Raw genomic sequence first — 13,737 nt, 5'->3', positions numbered from 1 at the left:
CCATGACGACCTTTCATCTGACGGTGGTCACACCGGACGGCTGCGCCTTTGACGGTCAGGCCGAGCGGGTGGTCTGCCGCGCCATCGACGGCGACCTTGCCATTCTGGCCAAGCACGGCGATTACTGCACCGCGCTGGGCATGGGCGAGGCGCACATCGTGGACGCGGAGGGAACCCGCCGCCGCGCCGCCTGTATGGGCGGGATGCTCACCGTGCTGGACGGCGACGTCCGGCTGGTCGCGACCACTTGGGAGTGGGCCGAGCAGATCGATCAGGCCCGCGCCGAAGCTTCGAAGAAGCGCGCGGAGGAGATCTTGGCTCAGAAGAACCTTGATAAGCGCGACTATGAGCTGGCACAGGCCCGCCTGAAACGCGCCCTCGTCCGCACCTCCATCCACCCGTAACAGCAAACAGCACCCCATCCGCAGCGTCTGCTGCCGGTGGGGTGCTTTTGTGCGGTGCGATTTACTTTGTGGCAAAAACGATACCGATGGTGCCGGGGCCGGAGTAGCCGCCGATGGTGGTACCGATGTCCGTCTCGATGATCTGCTCGAACTTGCCGTACTGTGCAAGCCCGGCCTTGACGGCCTCCAAACAGCCGGGTTTGGGCTGGCAGGAGGAGAGGAAGACGACACTGGTATCGATGTCGTCTCGGTCAGCCAGCTTCTCGGTGATGTATTTGCCCACGCAGATGGGAAGCTGACCGCGGTACTTCTTGACCACCTTCAGCTCGCCGTCGATGACGGCCAGACTGGGCTTGATGCCCAGAATGTTGGCCCCGAAGGCCAGCACGCCGGAGCAGCGGCCACTCTTGGCCATGTAGTCCAACTGGTTGAGCACGAAGCTGAGATCGACCTTCTTGGCAAGGGCTTGCAGCCGCATACAGATGTTCCGGGGCGGCAGGCCGTCCGCCGCGAGCTTGGCTGCCCGCAGGACGAGATAGCCCTGCCCGGTGCAGATGTTCTCGCTATCCACGACTGAGACGTTCCCGAACTCCTGCGCGGCGAGTTTTGCGTTCTGGCAGCAGGACGAGAACTTGGACCCGACACAGATGTGGATGACGGCATCGTAGTCTTTAGCAAAGGGCGCAAAGAAATCCGTGTACTCCACGAGGTTCGGGGCAGCGGATTTCGGCATCTTGCCGCCGTTCTGCACATGGGTGAACACATCGGCGGGGCGGACGGTAACGCCGTCCAGCAGGCTTTCCTCGCCCATCAGGATGTGCATGGGGATGAGCGAGATATTCCACTGCCGCAGCAGCGTTTCGGACAGGTCACAGGTGCTGTCCGCAGTGATCTTGATCTTCATGTTCGATACTCCTCTTCTGTTCGCCGGGCCAGGCCGCAGCGCGTTGGTTTCTTCAAAATCCTGAATTATCATAGCACAAAAGTTTAAAGTTTGTTAGGCAATCACAAAAATGAAATGTGAATCTTTTGTGAATCGCTGATTCTGGCGGAAAAAGGCTGGCATTTGTGTACAGTTGTCACAAAATAAACCGGTTTTTTATGGTTCTTTCCGAAAATTCGCTCGGAACTGTTTATTTTGTCCGCCAAAAATTATATAATAAGTAGTACCACATGGTGAATTAAAATGAGATCGGTCTGCGCTGCGGCCGTTTGTGTCTATTTGGAGGTTGCCTGAATATGTTTGTTACTGACTATACCAAGCACTTGCTTGATAATGTGAAGAAGATCCACTTCATCGGCTGCGGCGGCAGCGGCATGTACCCGCTGATCCAGATCCTGCACGCCAAGGGATATATCATCTCCGGCAGTGATGTGCTGGATGGCAGCATCATCCGCTACGAGCGGGAGATGGGCGTGAAGGTCTCGCTGGGCCATAGCGCCGACAACGTCATCGGCACCGACCTCGTGGTCTACTCTGCCGCCATCGCGAAGGACAACGTGGAGCTGAACGCCGCCGATTCCTATGGCATCCCCACCGTGGAGCGCAGCGTCCTGCTGGGCTATGTCAGCCGCCTGTACAAGGACAGCATCTGCGTCTCCGGCACCCACGGCAAGACGACCACCACGTCCATGATCACCACCGCGCTGGAGCTGGCGGGCCGCGACCCCTCTGCCGTCATCGGCGGCAAGCTGCCCCTCATCAACGGCTACGGCAAGGCCGGTAAGGGCGATGACATCGTCATCGAGGCCTGTGAGTATTCCGAGACCTTCCTCAAACTGACCCCCTACCTGTCCGTTGTGCTGAACATCGACAACGATCATCTGGACTACTACGGCAGCATGGGTGAGCTGAAGTTCGCCTTCAAGCGCTTCGCCCTGATGACCCAGTTCATGATCTTCGCCAACGCCGACGACAAGAACACCATGGATGTCATGTACACGCTGGACCGCCGCGTCCGCACCTTTGGCATCGAGAACGACGGCGACTACCGCGCCATCAATGTGCAGGAGTACAAGCCCGGCTTCTTTGAGTTCGACCTCAAGGAGTGGGGCAAAATCACCGGCCACATCCGCCTGTCCGTGCCCGGCCGCCACAACGTTTATAATGCGCTGGCCATGTGTGCCGTCTGCCGCTTTGTGGGCCTGACCGTGGAGCAGTGCGCCGAGGCTGCCCTGAACTTCAAGGGCGCGGGCCGCCGCTTTGAGCTCTACGGCGAGTGCAACGGTGCGGTCGTCGTGGACGACTACGCCCACCACCCCACCGAGATCCGTGCTACCCTCACCACCGCCCGCGAGATGGGCTACAAGCGCCTCATCGCCGTCCACCAGCCGTTTACATACAGCCGGACCAAGATGCTGTTCAACGACTTTGTGGACGTCTTCAAGATCCCCGATATCACGGTCATCACCCCCATCATGGGCAGCCGCGAGCCCAACGACCCCTCCATCACCAGCGCGAAGCTGGCCGCCCAGATCCCGAACTCGGTGCTGGTGGACAGCCTTGAAGCAGCGGCTCAGTGGGTCAAGGAGAACGCCCGCGAAGGCGACCTCGTCATCACCCTCGGCTGCGGCGATATCTATAAAGCCAGCAAGATGATGGTGAAATAAAACAGCCAGACAAAAAGAAACCCCGCGTCAGCGGGGTTTCTTTTTGTCTGGGCGGTCACTTCCGCCGTTTCAGGATCTCGTCGAGGATCGCGTCGGCGACGTCGGACTTGCTCATGAGGGGCAGCTCGCGGGAGCCGTCCGGGGTGATGAAGGTGACCACATTGGTGTCCACGCCGAAACCGGCACCGGCCACTTTTAGGTTGTTGGCGACCACCATGTCGAGGTTCTTCTTGGTCAGCTTGGCGGAGGAATTTTCAAGCATGTCGCGGGTTTCCATCGAGAAGCCGCAGAGGAACTGCTTCGTTTTCTTCGGGCCGATGGTGCCAAGGATGTCGGCGGTGCGCTCCACGGGAATGGACAGGTCACCGTCCTTTTTCTTGATCTTGTCATCGGCCACGGTGGCGGGGCGGTAGTCGGCCACGGCGGCGGCCATCACGAGGACGTCCATGCCGTCAAAGCGGCTGGTCACGGCGTCGTACATGTCCTGCGCGGTGGTGATGGGCACATCCTCCACGAACTTGACCGGTGGCAGAGCCGTGGGGCCGTGGATGAGGGTGACGTCAGCCCCCCGCATGGCGGCGGCACGGGCCACGGCATAGCCCATCTTGCCGGTGGAGTGGTTGGTCAGGTAGCGCACAGGGTCCAGCGGCTCCTGCGTGGGCCCGGCGGTCACGGCGATGTGCAGCCCGGCAAGGTCCTTCGGGCGGGCGATGGCGTGGAGGATGTACTCCATGAGGACGTCCTCCTTCGGCAGACGGCCGCTGCCCACGTCCTTACAGGCCAGCACGCCGCTCTCGGAGGGGATGACGGTGAAGCCGTACTTCTCCAGCGTGGCGATGTTGTCCTGCGTGATGGGATTTTCCAGCATCCCGGTGTTCATGGCGGGGGAGACCAGCTTCGGGCACTTGGCCGCGAGGATGGTGGTGGTCAGCATGTCGTCGGCGATGCCGTGGGCCATCTTGGCGATGACGTTGGCCGTGGCCGGGGCCACAAGGATGATATCGGCCTTTTTCGCCAGCGAAATGTGGGTGACCTCGAACTTGAAATCGCGGTCGAAGGTGTCCACCATGCACTTGTGGCCGGTGAGGGTCTCAAATGTGATGGGCGTGATGAACTGGGTGGCGTTTTGGGTCATGATGACCTCCACATCGGCCCCCAGCTTGCGCAGTGCGCTGGCGACGTTCGCCATTTTATAGGCGGCGATGCCGCCGGTAACGCCCAACAGGACGCATTTTCCTTTCAGATCCATCCAAAAACCTCCCAAATCTTCGGTTTGCTCCCCCTAGTATAATGCAAAATTGCCGCCAGCACAATAAAATCTTTTTGGAGGCCTTGTAACCGGCGGGAAAATGCGGTAAAATAACCCTTGACTTATAGGAATAAACCTCTCGGTCGAGCCTACGGCTCGCCAGTCGTCCACCCTTTGTCGCTTACGCGGCATCTCCCTCCGGCCGGAGGGAGCCTTTCCCGGTAGGGGAGGGGACAATACGAAGCATTGACGGAGAGGTTCAAACAGGAAAGGTTTCCTCAAATATGATCTTAGCCATTGATATAGGCAACACCACCGTCGCCCTCGGCGGCATCAAGGACGGACGTGTATGCTTTGTGGCCCACATGGATACGGTGCGCACCCGGACGGCGGCGGAATACCGCGCCGAGATGGAAAAGGTGTTTGCGCACCGCCGCCACCCCGAAAAGCCCATCCGGTTCGAGGGTGCTGTGCTGACCAGCGTGGTCCCCTCCATCACCGGGGCGCTGGCCGAGTGCGCCCGTTATTACACCGGCAAAAAGCCGGTCATCGTTTCGCCGGAGATCCGCACCGGGCTGACCATGGGCGTGCCCAACCCCGCCGCCGTCGGCAAGGACCGCCTTGTGGATGCGGCCTACGCGGCGGCCAAGTTCCCGCTGCCGGTCATCACGGTGGACCTCGGCACGGCTACCACCTTCAACGTTGTGGACGAGAACCGGGTGTTCCGGGGCGGCGTCATCTGCCCCGGCCTGTCCACTGGGCTGCGGGCGCTGGGAGAGCGCTGCGCCCAGCTGCCGCAGGTGCATTTGGCCTCCCCGAAAAACGCCATCGGCACCAACACTGAGAGCTGTATGCTCTCCGGCTCGGTGCTGGGCACCGCTGTCCTGCTGGACGGCATCACCCAGCGGATCGAAGAGGAGCTGGGCCGCCCGGCGACCTTGGTCGTCACCGGCGGGCTTGCAAAATACGTCACGCCCCTGTGCCGCCATCCGCTGACCTATGACCCGGAGCTGCTGCTCAAGGGTCTGGCGCTGCTGTACCAGATGAATGCACCGCAGCACCACGCCGGAGGCGGCAAAAAGCGGAACCAGAACTTCCGCCGCGCCCGCCGCCCGCATCCCCAGCGCCGGGACCGCCGCGAAGAGGGAGCCAAGGCCGGCTGACGAACAACAGGATAGGGAGAAGAGAATGAAATTAGGAATTCTGGGCACGGGCATGATCGTGGGGGAATTTTTGCCGTGGCTGGCGGGGGAGGACTCGCCGTTCACGGTACAGGCCCTTTGCAGCACCCAGCGCAGTGCGCCCGCGGCCGCCGAGCTGTGTGAGCAGTACCATATCCCGCAGCACACCACCAATTACTTTGAGCTGCTGCAGTGGGTCGATGTGGTCTATCTGGCGGTGCCGAACAACCAGCACGCCCGCTACGCCAAGGTGGCCCTTGAGGCGGGCAAGCACGTCATCGTGGAAAAGCCGATGGCCGTGAACGCCTTACAGGCCGAGGAGCTGGCCAATCTGGCCCGGCGGAAAAAGGTCTTTTTGTTCGAAGCCATGACCACCCAATACCTTGAAAATTACAACAAGATCCGGGAGCTGCTGCCCCGCATCGGCACGGTGAAGCTGGTGCAGTGCAACTTCAGCCAGTATTCCAGTCGGTACGACGCATTCTGCGCCGGGGAGACCCCCACTTCCTTTGACCCGGCCCGCGCGGGCGGCGCGCTGATGGACCTGAACGTGTACAACATCAGCTACGTGGTGGGCCTGTTCGGGGAGCCGAATCAGGTGCACTACACCGCCAACATTGAGCGCGGAATCGACACCAGCGGCATCCTGACCATGGATTACAACAGCTTCCGGGCCGTCTGCATGGCGGCTAAGGACTGCAGTGCTCCCGCCCGGTACGTCATCCAAGGCACGAAGGGCTATATTTTGCAGAAATCCACCGCCAACTGGTGCGGCGGCGTCACTTTCCACCCGAACGAGGGGCGGGAGGAGCATTTCAACCTCAACGGCGGCAAGCCCCGTCAGGCGGCGGAGTTCCACGCCTTTGCCCGCGCCATTGCAGGCGGCGATCAGGAGCTGTGCAGCCGGATGCTGGACACATCGGTGGCGGTCAGCAAGGTGCTGACGGTGGCCCGGCGGTCGGCAGGACTGAAATTTTGACATCTACGTTCGGAGTATGCCCTGACAAGCGTTTCCCAACGTTCGCATAAAAAGAAAAACATCCCGCACAGAGCGGGCAGGTTTGCGCCGTATCCGACGCTAAGGGCGGAACGGCAGCAGGAGGAAAAACTGAATTATGAAAAACAACGATCTTCGTACTCTCACCCGGCTGGCACTGCTGGTCGCCATCGAGCTGGTCATGAAGGCCATCGGTCTGGGCAGTGTGCCCATGGGCCCGCTTTACATGAGCTTTTTGACCCTTCCCATCGCCGTGGGCGCGATCACCATGGGCCCGGCAGCGGGTGCCGTTCTGGGCGGCGTGTTCGGCGTGGTGAGCTTCTATGACGCCGTCACCGGCGCTTCGGCCATGACCGGTGCGCTGTTTCAGGTCAGCCCCGTCAACACCTTCATCCTCTGCGTGGGGATGCGCGTGCTGATGGGCCTGTGTGTCGGCCTGATCTTCAGCGGCCTGAAAAAGTTCGATAAGCCCGGTACGTGGAGCTACATCCTCAGCGCCATGTGTGCCCCGGCCCTGAACACTCTGTTCTTCATGGGCTACATCGTGCTGGCCTTCTACAATTGCGACTATGTCCAGAACCTCGTGTCCGTCAAGGGCGCGGCCAACCCCCTCATGTTCGTCGTCCTGCTGGTCGGCGTGCAGGGCGTGGCCGAGTTCCTCGTCTCCGGCATTCTGGGCGGCATCGTCGCCCGTGCGGTGCACAAGTTCCTGAAGTAACCGCCGCGCGCAACGTCAGGGCAGCGCGTCCGGTTCCCGAATAAAAAGCAAAGACCAGAACCTCCTGCCGGTGCGGCGGGGCGGTTCTGGTCTTTTTTGCGGCAATATAGGGAAAAATCAGCCGGGCGCTTACGCCTCGGCGATGGCCTCGATCTCGCACAGGACGCCCTTGGGTAGGTCCTTGACGGCCACGCAGCTGCGGGCGGGCTTGGAGGTGAAGAACTTGGCGTAGACCTCGTTGAAGGCCGCAAAATCCGCGATATCGGCGAGGAAGCAGGTGGTCTTGACCACCTTTTCAAAGCTGCTGCCGCCCGCTTCGAGGATGGCACCCACGTTCCTGCAGCTCTGCTGGGCCTGAGCGGCGATGCCGGCAGGGATCGTGCCGTCGGCAGGGTTTACCGGGATCTGGCCGGAAGTATAGACGAAACCGTTGGTGACGAAGCCCTGCGAATAGGGGCCGATGGCACCGGGGGCTTTTTCCGTAGCGATGACTTTCATAAGAGGACCTTCTTTCGTTTATAATAGAGATGCTGAGGAAAGTCTACACCCGGCGGGCGGGGCTGTCAATCTTCGCCTGCGTTTTTTCCTCTGCCGCCTTTACAATTCGGGCAAAAGGCGGTATTCTTTATCTATTCTGAATGTACCCCACGACTGTTTCAGGAGGGACCCCATGGATATCCGCCAGCTGCATTATTTTCTGGTTTTGTGCGAGGAGATGAACTACACCCGCGCAGCCCAGCGGCTGTTTTTGTCGCGCCAAGCGCTGCGGCAGAGCATCACCGCGCTGGAGGCCGAACTCTGCGGGCCGCTGTTCGTCAGCGCCCACCACAAGCTCTCGCTCACCGAGCGGGGGCTGAGCTTGCAGCGCCATGCGGCCCCGGTGGTGGAACAGTTCCAGCAGATGCAGGCGGCTCTCCACGCTGAGATCCAGTCGGCCCAGCCGGTGCGGATCGGCATCAGCGTCTCGCTGGTGCCGGATTACCTGCCGGGGCTGGAAACGCAGTTGGACAAGTTCCGCCAGCAGTACCCCCACATCGAGATGCGGTTCCGGCTGCTGAACAACGACGCCGTGGCCGACGGCGTGGAGCAGGGGGAGCTGGATGCGGGCCTTGTGATGGACCTCGGCTGTGTGGCCCCGGTGCTGGCCCGCACCACCCTGCGGGCGGACCCGGCCTGTCTGCTGGTGCCGCGGGGGCATCCCTTCTGGGAAAAGGAGCGGGTGCCGCTGGCGGCGCTGCGGGGGCAGCGGGTGCTGCTGCCCAGTCTGCGGCAGGATCTCTTTGCGCCGCTGTGGGATGCGTGCGCCAAGGCGGGCTTTGCCCCCGACGCCGAGATCGGCCCCAGCTTCTATCAGGCGTACTATCTGGTGCAGGAGCAGCTATGCACCTGCCTGACCCGCTACGAGCCGGGGGCCCGGCGGGAGCTGGACCGGGTGCGGGACGTTCTCATTGAGGATATGCCGCCGCTCTGCGTTTCCATGGTGCAGCGGCGGGATCACAATTCCGCCTACCTCGACCTGCTGCGCGGCTACCTGATGGAGGTGCTGGGGGGCACGGCGTCGCTGCCGCCCCGGCGGGGCCGGCCGGCCAAGCCGTTTTATAATATGCCCGTGCTTTCCAGCACGGCGGTGGAAAAGCCGGTGCCCCACCCCGCGCCGGGCACCCAGCTGCCCTTTGCGGGCGGCAGCAACTTCCGGGAGCTGGGCGGCTACGAAGCCGACGAGGGCAAGCATGTCCGCTGGGGTCAGATCTATCGCGGCATCCCCACCGGTCTGTTGACGAGCGACGCAGACCGGAAACTGCTGGATTCCCTTGGGCTGCGGCTCATCCTCGATCTGCGCAGCGAGCAGGAGGCCGAGAAGATGCCGGACTATGTGCCGGACGGTGCACGGCTGGTCCGCATCTGCGGGCTTTGCCTTGACGGCGGCAAAGAGGTGGACTTCTCGCCGGAGGATCGGGAAAAGCTGCTGGAGGGCAAGCCCGATGAGGGCCGCCGGATGGCCGACGCCATGTACAAGCAGATGCTCTTCGGAAATAAGGCGTACAAGGAGCTGTTCCGGGCGCTGGAAGCGGGCGAGACGCCGGTGCTCTTCCATTGCTCCGGCGGCAAAGACCGCACCGGCGTGGCGGCCATGCTGATTTTGCTGGCGCTGGGCGCTTCGGACGAGACGATCTACGCCGATTTCGTCCAAACGAACGAGTGCCGCCGCCCGGAGCTGGAAAAGATCTGGGCCGAGCACGCCGAGGAAATCGCCGCCCGGCCGGAGCAGAAGAAGTTCTATCAGGGCATCGCGGGCGTCCACCCCGAATCGGTGGAACTGGTGCTCTCCACCATCCGCAGCCGCTGCGGCAGCGCCGATGCCTACCTTGAAGCCGAATACGGCCTGACCCCCGCCCGCCTGATGAGATTGAGAAGAATGTATCTGGAGTAAGAGTTTAATTTGTAAAATATCTTGACATTGATTCAAATGTTTCGTAATATAAGAGGTAGTATGGATTCCATGACGCTGCGTGCAGGGGATATCCGCAACCAAAGTTCAATGGGGCTTCATCTGCCCGTTTTTATAACAAAACCTTCGAAATAACAGGACTGTACCGAAAAGCAGCCTCGGCCTTGGGCCGTGGTGTCTCGTTTTTGCGGCCTGTTTTGTATTGCGAGCTTGATTTTTGTATTGTTGACCCACGCCTTGCCCGGCAGCGTCTCCAGCATGAGTTGAATTTTGAAACTTTAACTTTGAGGAGAGTGAACACAATGCCCACGATCGGATGGATCGTGGTCGTGATCGTCGCAATTGCTGCTGGCATCGGCGGGGGTTATTTTATTGGTTACAACAACCGTAAAAAGACCGCTGAGGCTCAGATCGGCAGCGCCGAAGCCGAGGCGACCCGGCTGGTGAACGAAGCGATCAAGACCGCAGACCAAAAACGCAAAGAAGCCGTTCTGGAGGCCAAGGACGAAGCCTTCCGCCTGAAAGCGGAAGTGGACGCCCAGAAGGCCGAAGCCGACAAGGAGATCAAGCAGCGCCGCGCTGAGATCACCCGGCAGGAGAACCGCATCGACCAGAAAGAGACCGCCCTCGACCGCAAGACCGAGGCGCTGGAAAAACGCGAAGAAGAGCTCAAGAAAAAGAAGGAAGAAGCCGAAGCCCATCTGGCCGAGGTGGACGCCATCCGCGCCAAGGAGATGGAGCGGCTTGAGACACTGGCCGGCCTGAGTCAGGAAGACGCCCGCGAAGTGCTGCTGCACAAGGTGGACGAGGAGCTGACCCATGAAAAGGCCGTCCGTGTGGCTGCCTATGAGACCGACCTGAAGGAGAACTGCGACAATCTGGCCCGGAACCTGATCGGTCAGGCCATTGCCCGCTGCGCTGCCGACCATTGCAGCGAGACCACCGTCAGCGTCGTGCCGCTGCCCAGCGACGAGATGAAGGGCCGCATCATCGGCCGTGAGGGCCGCAACATCCGCGCCCTTGAGACCGCCACCGGTGTGGACCTCATCATTGATGACACCCCGGAGGCCATCACCCTGTCCTCCTTCGACCAGACCCGCCGCGAGGTGGCCCGCATGACGCTGGAGCGCCTGATCGGCGATGGCCGCATCCACCCCGCCCGCATCGAGGAGACGGTGGAGAAGTGCCGCCACGACCTCGAACTGCAGATGAAGCGGGAGGGCGAGAAGGCCGTTATGGAGCTGGGCATCCACGGTCTGCATCCCGACCTGATCAAGCTGATCGGCCGTTTGAAGTACCGCACCAGCTTTGGCCAGAACGCGCTGACGCACAGCATGGAAGTGGCTTGGCTGGCCGGTCTGCTGGCGGGCGAGATGGGCGTGAACGTCACGCTGGCCCGTCGTGCCGGTCTGCTGCATGACATCGGCAAGGCCCTTGACCATGAGATTGAGGGCAGCCATGTCCAGATCGGTGTGGACATCTGCCGCAAGTACAAGGAGAACACCCAGATCATCCACGCCATCGAGGCCCACCACGGCGACGTGGAACCCAAGACCCCGCTGGCCTTCATCATTCAGGCTTGTGACGCCATCAGCGCCGCACGCCCCGGTGCCCGCCGCGAGAATGTCGAGAGTTACGTCAAGCGTCTGGAAAATCTGGAGGAGATCTCTTCCAGCTTCGAGGGCGTGGAACAGGCCTTTGCCGTTCAGGCTGGCCGTGAAGTGCGTATCATGGTCAAGCCCGACGTTATCAGCGACGATCAGGTCATCCTGCTGGCCCGCCAGATCGCGAAGAAGATCGAGGACACGCTGGATTACCCCGGCCAGATCAAGGTCAATGTCATCCGCGAGAGCCGCGCCGTCGATTACGCAAAATAAGCAGAACATTTTTGGGAGTCCGCTGCATTTGGCAGCGGACTCCTTTTTTGCGCGGTTTTTCAAAAACTGTCCGTGGCACAAGAACGGTTATGCAATGAAACCCAAGCGAAGGGTGCAATTTGCTCACAAAAAGTAAAGTAGACGAAACACTTTATAAAAGAAAGAATGGCGTGCGAAATAGTCGGTCAAAAAGAATAAATCATACTCTTTCAACCGGAACTGTTTACAAGTGAAATGTGCTCATGGGTAAAACTTGTACAAAAAATAAGCGCTTTCTTCGGCAAAGTGTTGGACAAACCGCAGAAATGTGCTTTTACTGGAGACAAATTTTGAAAAAAGGCTTTTCTTTCGCAAAAGGTCGATGTATAATGCGGCCAAGGCACAAGGGGGTGCAAAGTTCCAGAGGGGGAACGGAGACCCTTGTGTATTTTTAGAACGTGCCGCTTTAGCAGGGTATAGCCTTGAAGCGGTCAAGAGAGGGGAAAAAATAGATATGAAATTCGATCGTCGTATTTCGCGCCGCAGCTTCCTGTCTGCTGCGGGTGTCACCACGGCTGCACTGGCTCTGACGGCTTGCGGCGGCTCTTCCAGCTCCGTGGCAGCTTCTTCCGCTGCCGGTTCTACGGCGTCCTCTGCAGCTGGCACTGCACAGGGCGGCACCCTGAACATCATGCTGGAGACCGAGGTTCAGTCCCTCGACCCGCAGGTGGCCACCGACGGCACCTCCTTCGAGGTCATTGCGGACTACACCGACGGCCTGATGCAGATGGACGCCGACGGCGCAGCCATCCCGGCGCTGGCGGAGACCTACGACATCAGCGAGGACGGCAAGACGTATACCTTCCACCTGCGCGATGCCAAGTGGTCCAACGGGGATGCTGTGACCGCCGCTGACTTCGTCTTCGGCTGGCATCGTGCGGTTGACCCCGCTACTGCTTCCGAGTATTCCTACATGCTGTCCGATATCGGTCAGATCGTCAACGCCGCAGAGATCATTGCCGGCGAGAAGCCCGTCACCGATCTGGGCGTGAGCGCAGTGGACGATAAGACGCTGGAAGTCCAGCTGAACGTTCCCGTCAGCTACTTCCTGAGCCTGATGTACTTCCCCACCTTCTACCCCGTGAACGAGGCGTTCTACAACAGCTGCGCAGACACCTTCGGCACCAGCCCCGACACCGTGCTTTCCAACGGTGCCTTCAAGCTGACCGATTACCAGCCCGCTGCTACCGCCTTCACGCTGGAAAAGAACCCCGACTACTACGACGCCGACAAGATCGCGCTGGACAGTCTGGCCTATCAGGTCATCAAGGACAGCCAGCAGGCTCTGATGAGCTATCAGACCGGCGCACTGGATATGACCCTGCTGAACGGTGAACAGGTCGATCAGGTCAAGGACGACCCCGAATTCACCAGCGTGGGTGCCGGTTACCTGTGGTACCTCAGCCCCAACATGGCGGGTGTGCCCGAACTGGCCAACGAGAACCTGCGCAAGGCCATCACCTTCGCGCTGAATCGTGATTCCATCACGGACGATGTCCTGAAGGACGGCTCCGCTCCCTGCTACACCGCCGTTCCTCCGCAGTTCGCTACCGGCCCCGACGGCAGCGACTTCAGCGCCGACCAGACCAAGTTCGCCGATTTCTGCGCCTACAACGCCGACAAGGCCAAGGAGTATTACGAACAGGCCAAGAGCGAGCTGGGCAAGGACTCCTTCACCTTCGATATGGTCGTTGACGCCGACGATGCACCCCAGAAGGTCGCACAGGTCGTCAAGGAGCAGCTGGAGACCACGCTGGAGGGCTTTACCCTGAACCTGACCGTCGAGCCCAAGAAGCAGCGCGTGCAGGATATGCAGGACGGCAACTTTGAGATCGGCCTGACCCGCTGGGGTCCCGACTACGCCGACCCCATGACCTACCTCGGTATGTGGGTCACCGGCAACTCCAACAACTACGGTCTGTGGAGCGACGCCGACTATGACGCCGTCATCGACGAGTGCACCACCGGTGACCTGTGCACCGACCCCGAAGGCCGCTGGGCAGCCCTGTATGAGGCCGAGCAGATCGTCCTCGAACAGGCCGTCATCTTCCCGCTGTACGGCCAGTGCAACGCCGAGATGATCTCCTCTGCCGTCAAGGGTGTCGAGCATCACCCCTGCGCTCTGAACCGTGTGTACAAGAACACCACCAAGAGCGAGTAAACAACTGAATCGCTGAATAAGGCCGCACAGTGGCCCGCAAAAGCCACTGTGC

At 60.6% G+C, this 13,737-nt stretch carries 11 protein-coding genes; 8 read left to right on the top strand and 3 right to left on the bottom strand.

The window, feature by feature from the left end:
- Nucleotides 1–2 precede the first annotated feature (2 nt).
- Entirely contained in the window at nt 3–404 is a 402-nt protein-coding gene (gene atpC, locus C4N23_RS04980) for an ATP synthase F1 subunit epsilon (protein ID WP_112144509.1), read from the top strand.
- A gap of 61 nt (nt 405–465) precedes the next feature.
- On the opposite strand, the gene C4N23_RS04975 is transcribed toward atpC, so the two are convergent.
- Complete coding sequence (locus C4N23_RS04975) at nt 466–1,308, bottom strand: DegV family protein (RefSeq protein WP_097791605.1); 843 nt, start codon at nt 1,306–1,308, stop codon at nt 466–468.
- Nucleotides 1,309–1,643: 335 nt separating this feature from the next.
- On the opposite strand from C4N23_RS04975, the gene murC reads away from it, so the two are divergent.
- Nucleotides 1,644–3,014 (top strand): UDP-N-acetylmuramate--L-alanine ligase, encoded by a 1,371-nt coding sequence (gene murC / locus C4N23_RS04970; RefSeq protein WP_112144507.1) that lies wholly within the window; start codon nt 1,644–1,646, stop codon nt 3,012–3,014.
- A 55-nt stretch (nt 3,015–3,069) separates the two neighbouring features.
- On the opposite strand, the gene coaBC is transcribed toward murC, so the two are convergent.
- Nucleotides 3,070–4,263: a bifunctional phosphopantothenoylcysteine decarboxylase/phosphopantothenate--cysteine ligase CoaBC gene (gene coaBC, locus C4N23_RS04965; RefSeq protein WP_112144505.1), complete on the bottom strand. Its 1,194-nt coding sequence runs from the start codon at nt 4,261–4,263 to the stop codon at nt 3,070–3,072.
- Between the two features lie 284 nt (nt 4,264–4,547).
- Here coaBC and C4N23_RS04960 point away from each other — a divergent pair, with 284 nt between their 5' ends.
- From C4N23_RS04960 to C4N23_RS04950, 3 genes are all read left to right on the top strand, one after another.
- Nucleotides 4,548–5,426 (top strand): type III pantothenate kinase, encoded by an 879-nt coding sequence (locus tag C4N23_RS04960; RefSeq protein ID WP_112144503.1) that lies wholly within the window; start codon nt 4,548–4,550, stop codon nt 5,424–5,426.
- 25 nt (nt 5,427–5,451) lie between these two features.
- On the top strand, nt 5,452–6,423 hold the full coding sequence (locus C4N23_RS04955) for a Gfo/Idh/MocA family protein (protein WP_112144501.1): 972 nt from the start codon (nt 5,452–5,454) through the stop codon (nt 6,421–6,423).
- A gap of 136 nt (nt 6,424–6,559) precedes the next feature.
- Complete coding sequence (locus tag C4N23_RS04950; protein WP_112144499.1) at nt 6,560–7,159, top strand: ECF transporter S component; 600 nt, start codon at nt 6,560–6,562, stop codon at nt 7,157–7,159.
- Between the two features lie 129 nt (nt 7,160–7,288).
- Here the strand turns inward: C4N23_RS04950 and C4N23_RS04945 are convergent, their stop codons facing one another.
- The gene (locus C4N23_RS04945; RefSeq protein ID WP_112144497.1) at nt 7,289–7,657 is read right to left on the bottom strand and encodes a RidA family protein; all 369 of its coding nucleotides are present in this window, start codon (nt 7,655–7,657) and stop codon (nt 7,289–7,291) included.
- Nucleotides 7,658–7,829: 172 nt separating this feature from the next.
- Here C4N23_RS04945 and C4N23_RS04940 point away from each other — a divergent pair, with 172 nt between their 5' ends.
- The 3 genes from C4N23_RS04940 (at nt 7,830) to C4N23_RS04930 (ending at nt 13,685) form a co-directional block, all read left to right on the top strand.
- Complete coding sequence (locus C4N23_RS04940) at nt 7,830–9,590, top strand: tyrosine-protein phosphatase (RefSeq protein ID WP_112144495.1); 1,761 nt, start codon at nt 7,830–7,832, stop codon at nt 9,588–9,590.
- Between the two features lie 320 nt (nt 9,591–9,910).
- Nucleotides 9,911–11,485 carry a ribonuclease Y gene (gene rny / locus C4N23_RS04935; protein ID WP_055187623.1) on the top strand — a complete coding sequence of 525 codons (1,575 nt, stop codon included), beginning with the start codon at nt 9,911–9,913 and terminating at the stop codon, nt 11,483–11,485.
- A 493-nt stretch (nt 11,486–11,978) separates the two neighbouring features.
- Entirely contained in the window at nt 11,979–13,685 is a 1,707-nt protein-coding gene (locus tag C4N23_RS04930; protein ID WP_112144493.1) for an ABC transporter substrate-binding protein, read from the top strand.
- Nucleotides 13,686–13,737: the final 52 nt, after the last annotated feature.

The sequence above is a fragment of the Faecalibacterium hattorii genome (genome assembly GCF_003287455.1).
GTDB lineage: Bacteria > Bacillota > Clostridia > Oscillospirales > Ruminococcaceae > Faecalibacterium > Faecalibacterium hattorii.
This window is presented reverse-complemented; position numbering and strand designations above follow the sequence as displayed.

What these genes read in the sequence shown, in the direction of transcription:
- C4N23_RS04945 (WP_112144497.1), bottom strand. Translation starts at nt 7,657, where the DNA reads ATGAAAGTCATCGCTACGGAAAAAGCCCCCGGTGCCATCGGCCCCTAT.
- rny (WP_055187623.1), top strand. Translation starts at nt 9,911, where the DNA reads ATGCCCACGATCGGATGGATCGTGGTCGTGATCGTCGCAATTGCTGCT.
- atpC (WP_112144509.1), top strand. Translation starts at nt 3, where the DNA reads ATGACGACCTTTCATCTGACGGTGGTCACACCGGACGGCTGCGCCTTT.
- C4N23_RS04955 (WP_112144501.1), top strand. Translation starts at nt 5,452, where the DNA reads ATGAAATTAGGAATTCTGGGCACGGGCATGATCGTGGGGGAATTTTTG.
- C4N23_RS04930 (WP_112144493.1), top strand. Translation starts at nt 11,979, where the DNA reads ATGAAATTCGATCGTCGTATTTCGCGCCGCAGCTTCCTGTCTGCTGCG.
- C4N23_RS04960 (WP_112144503.1), top strand. Translation starts at nt 4,548, where the DNA reads ATGATCTTAGCCATTGATATAGGCAACACCACCGTCGCCCTCGGCGGC.
- C4N23_RS04975 (WP_097791605.1), bottom strand. Translation starts at nt 1,308, where the DNA reads ATGAAGATCAAGATCACTGCGGACAGCACCTGTGACCTGTCCGAAACG.
- C4N23_RS04940 (WP_112144495.1), top strand. Translation starts at nt 7,830, where the DNA reads ATGGATATCCGCCAGCTGCATTATTTTCTGGTTTTGTGCGAGGAGATG.
- murC (WP_112144507.1), top strand. Translation starts at nt 1,644, where the DNA reads ATGTTTGTTACTGACTATACCAAGCACTTGCTTGATAATGTGAAGAAG.
- coaBC (WP_112144505.1), bottom strand. Translation starts at nt 4,263, where the DNA reads ATGGATCTGAAAGGAAAATGCGTCCTGTTGGGCGTTACCGGCGGCATC.
- C4N23_RS04950 (WP_112144499.1), top strand. Translation starts at nt 6,560, where the DNA reads ATGAAAAACAACGATCTTCGTACTCTCACCCGGCTGGCACTGCTGGTC.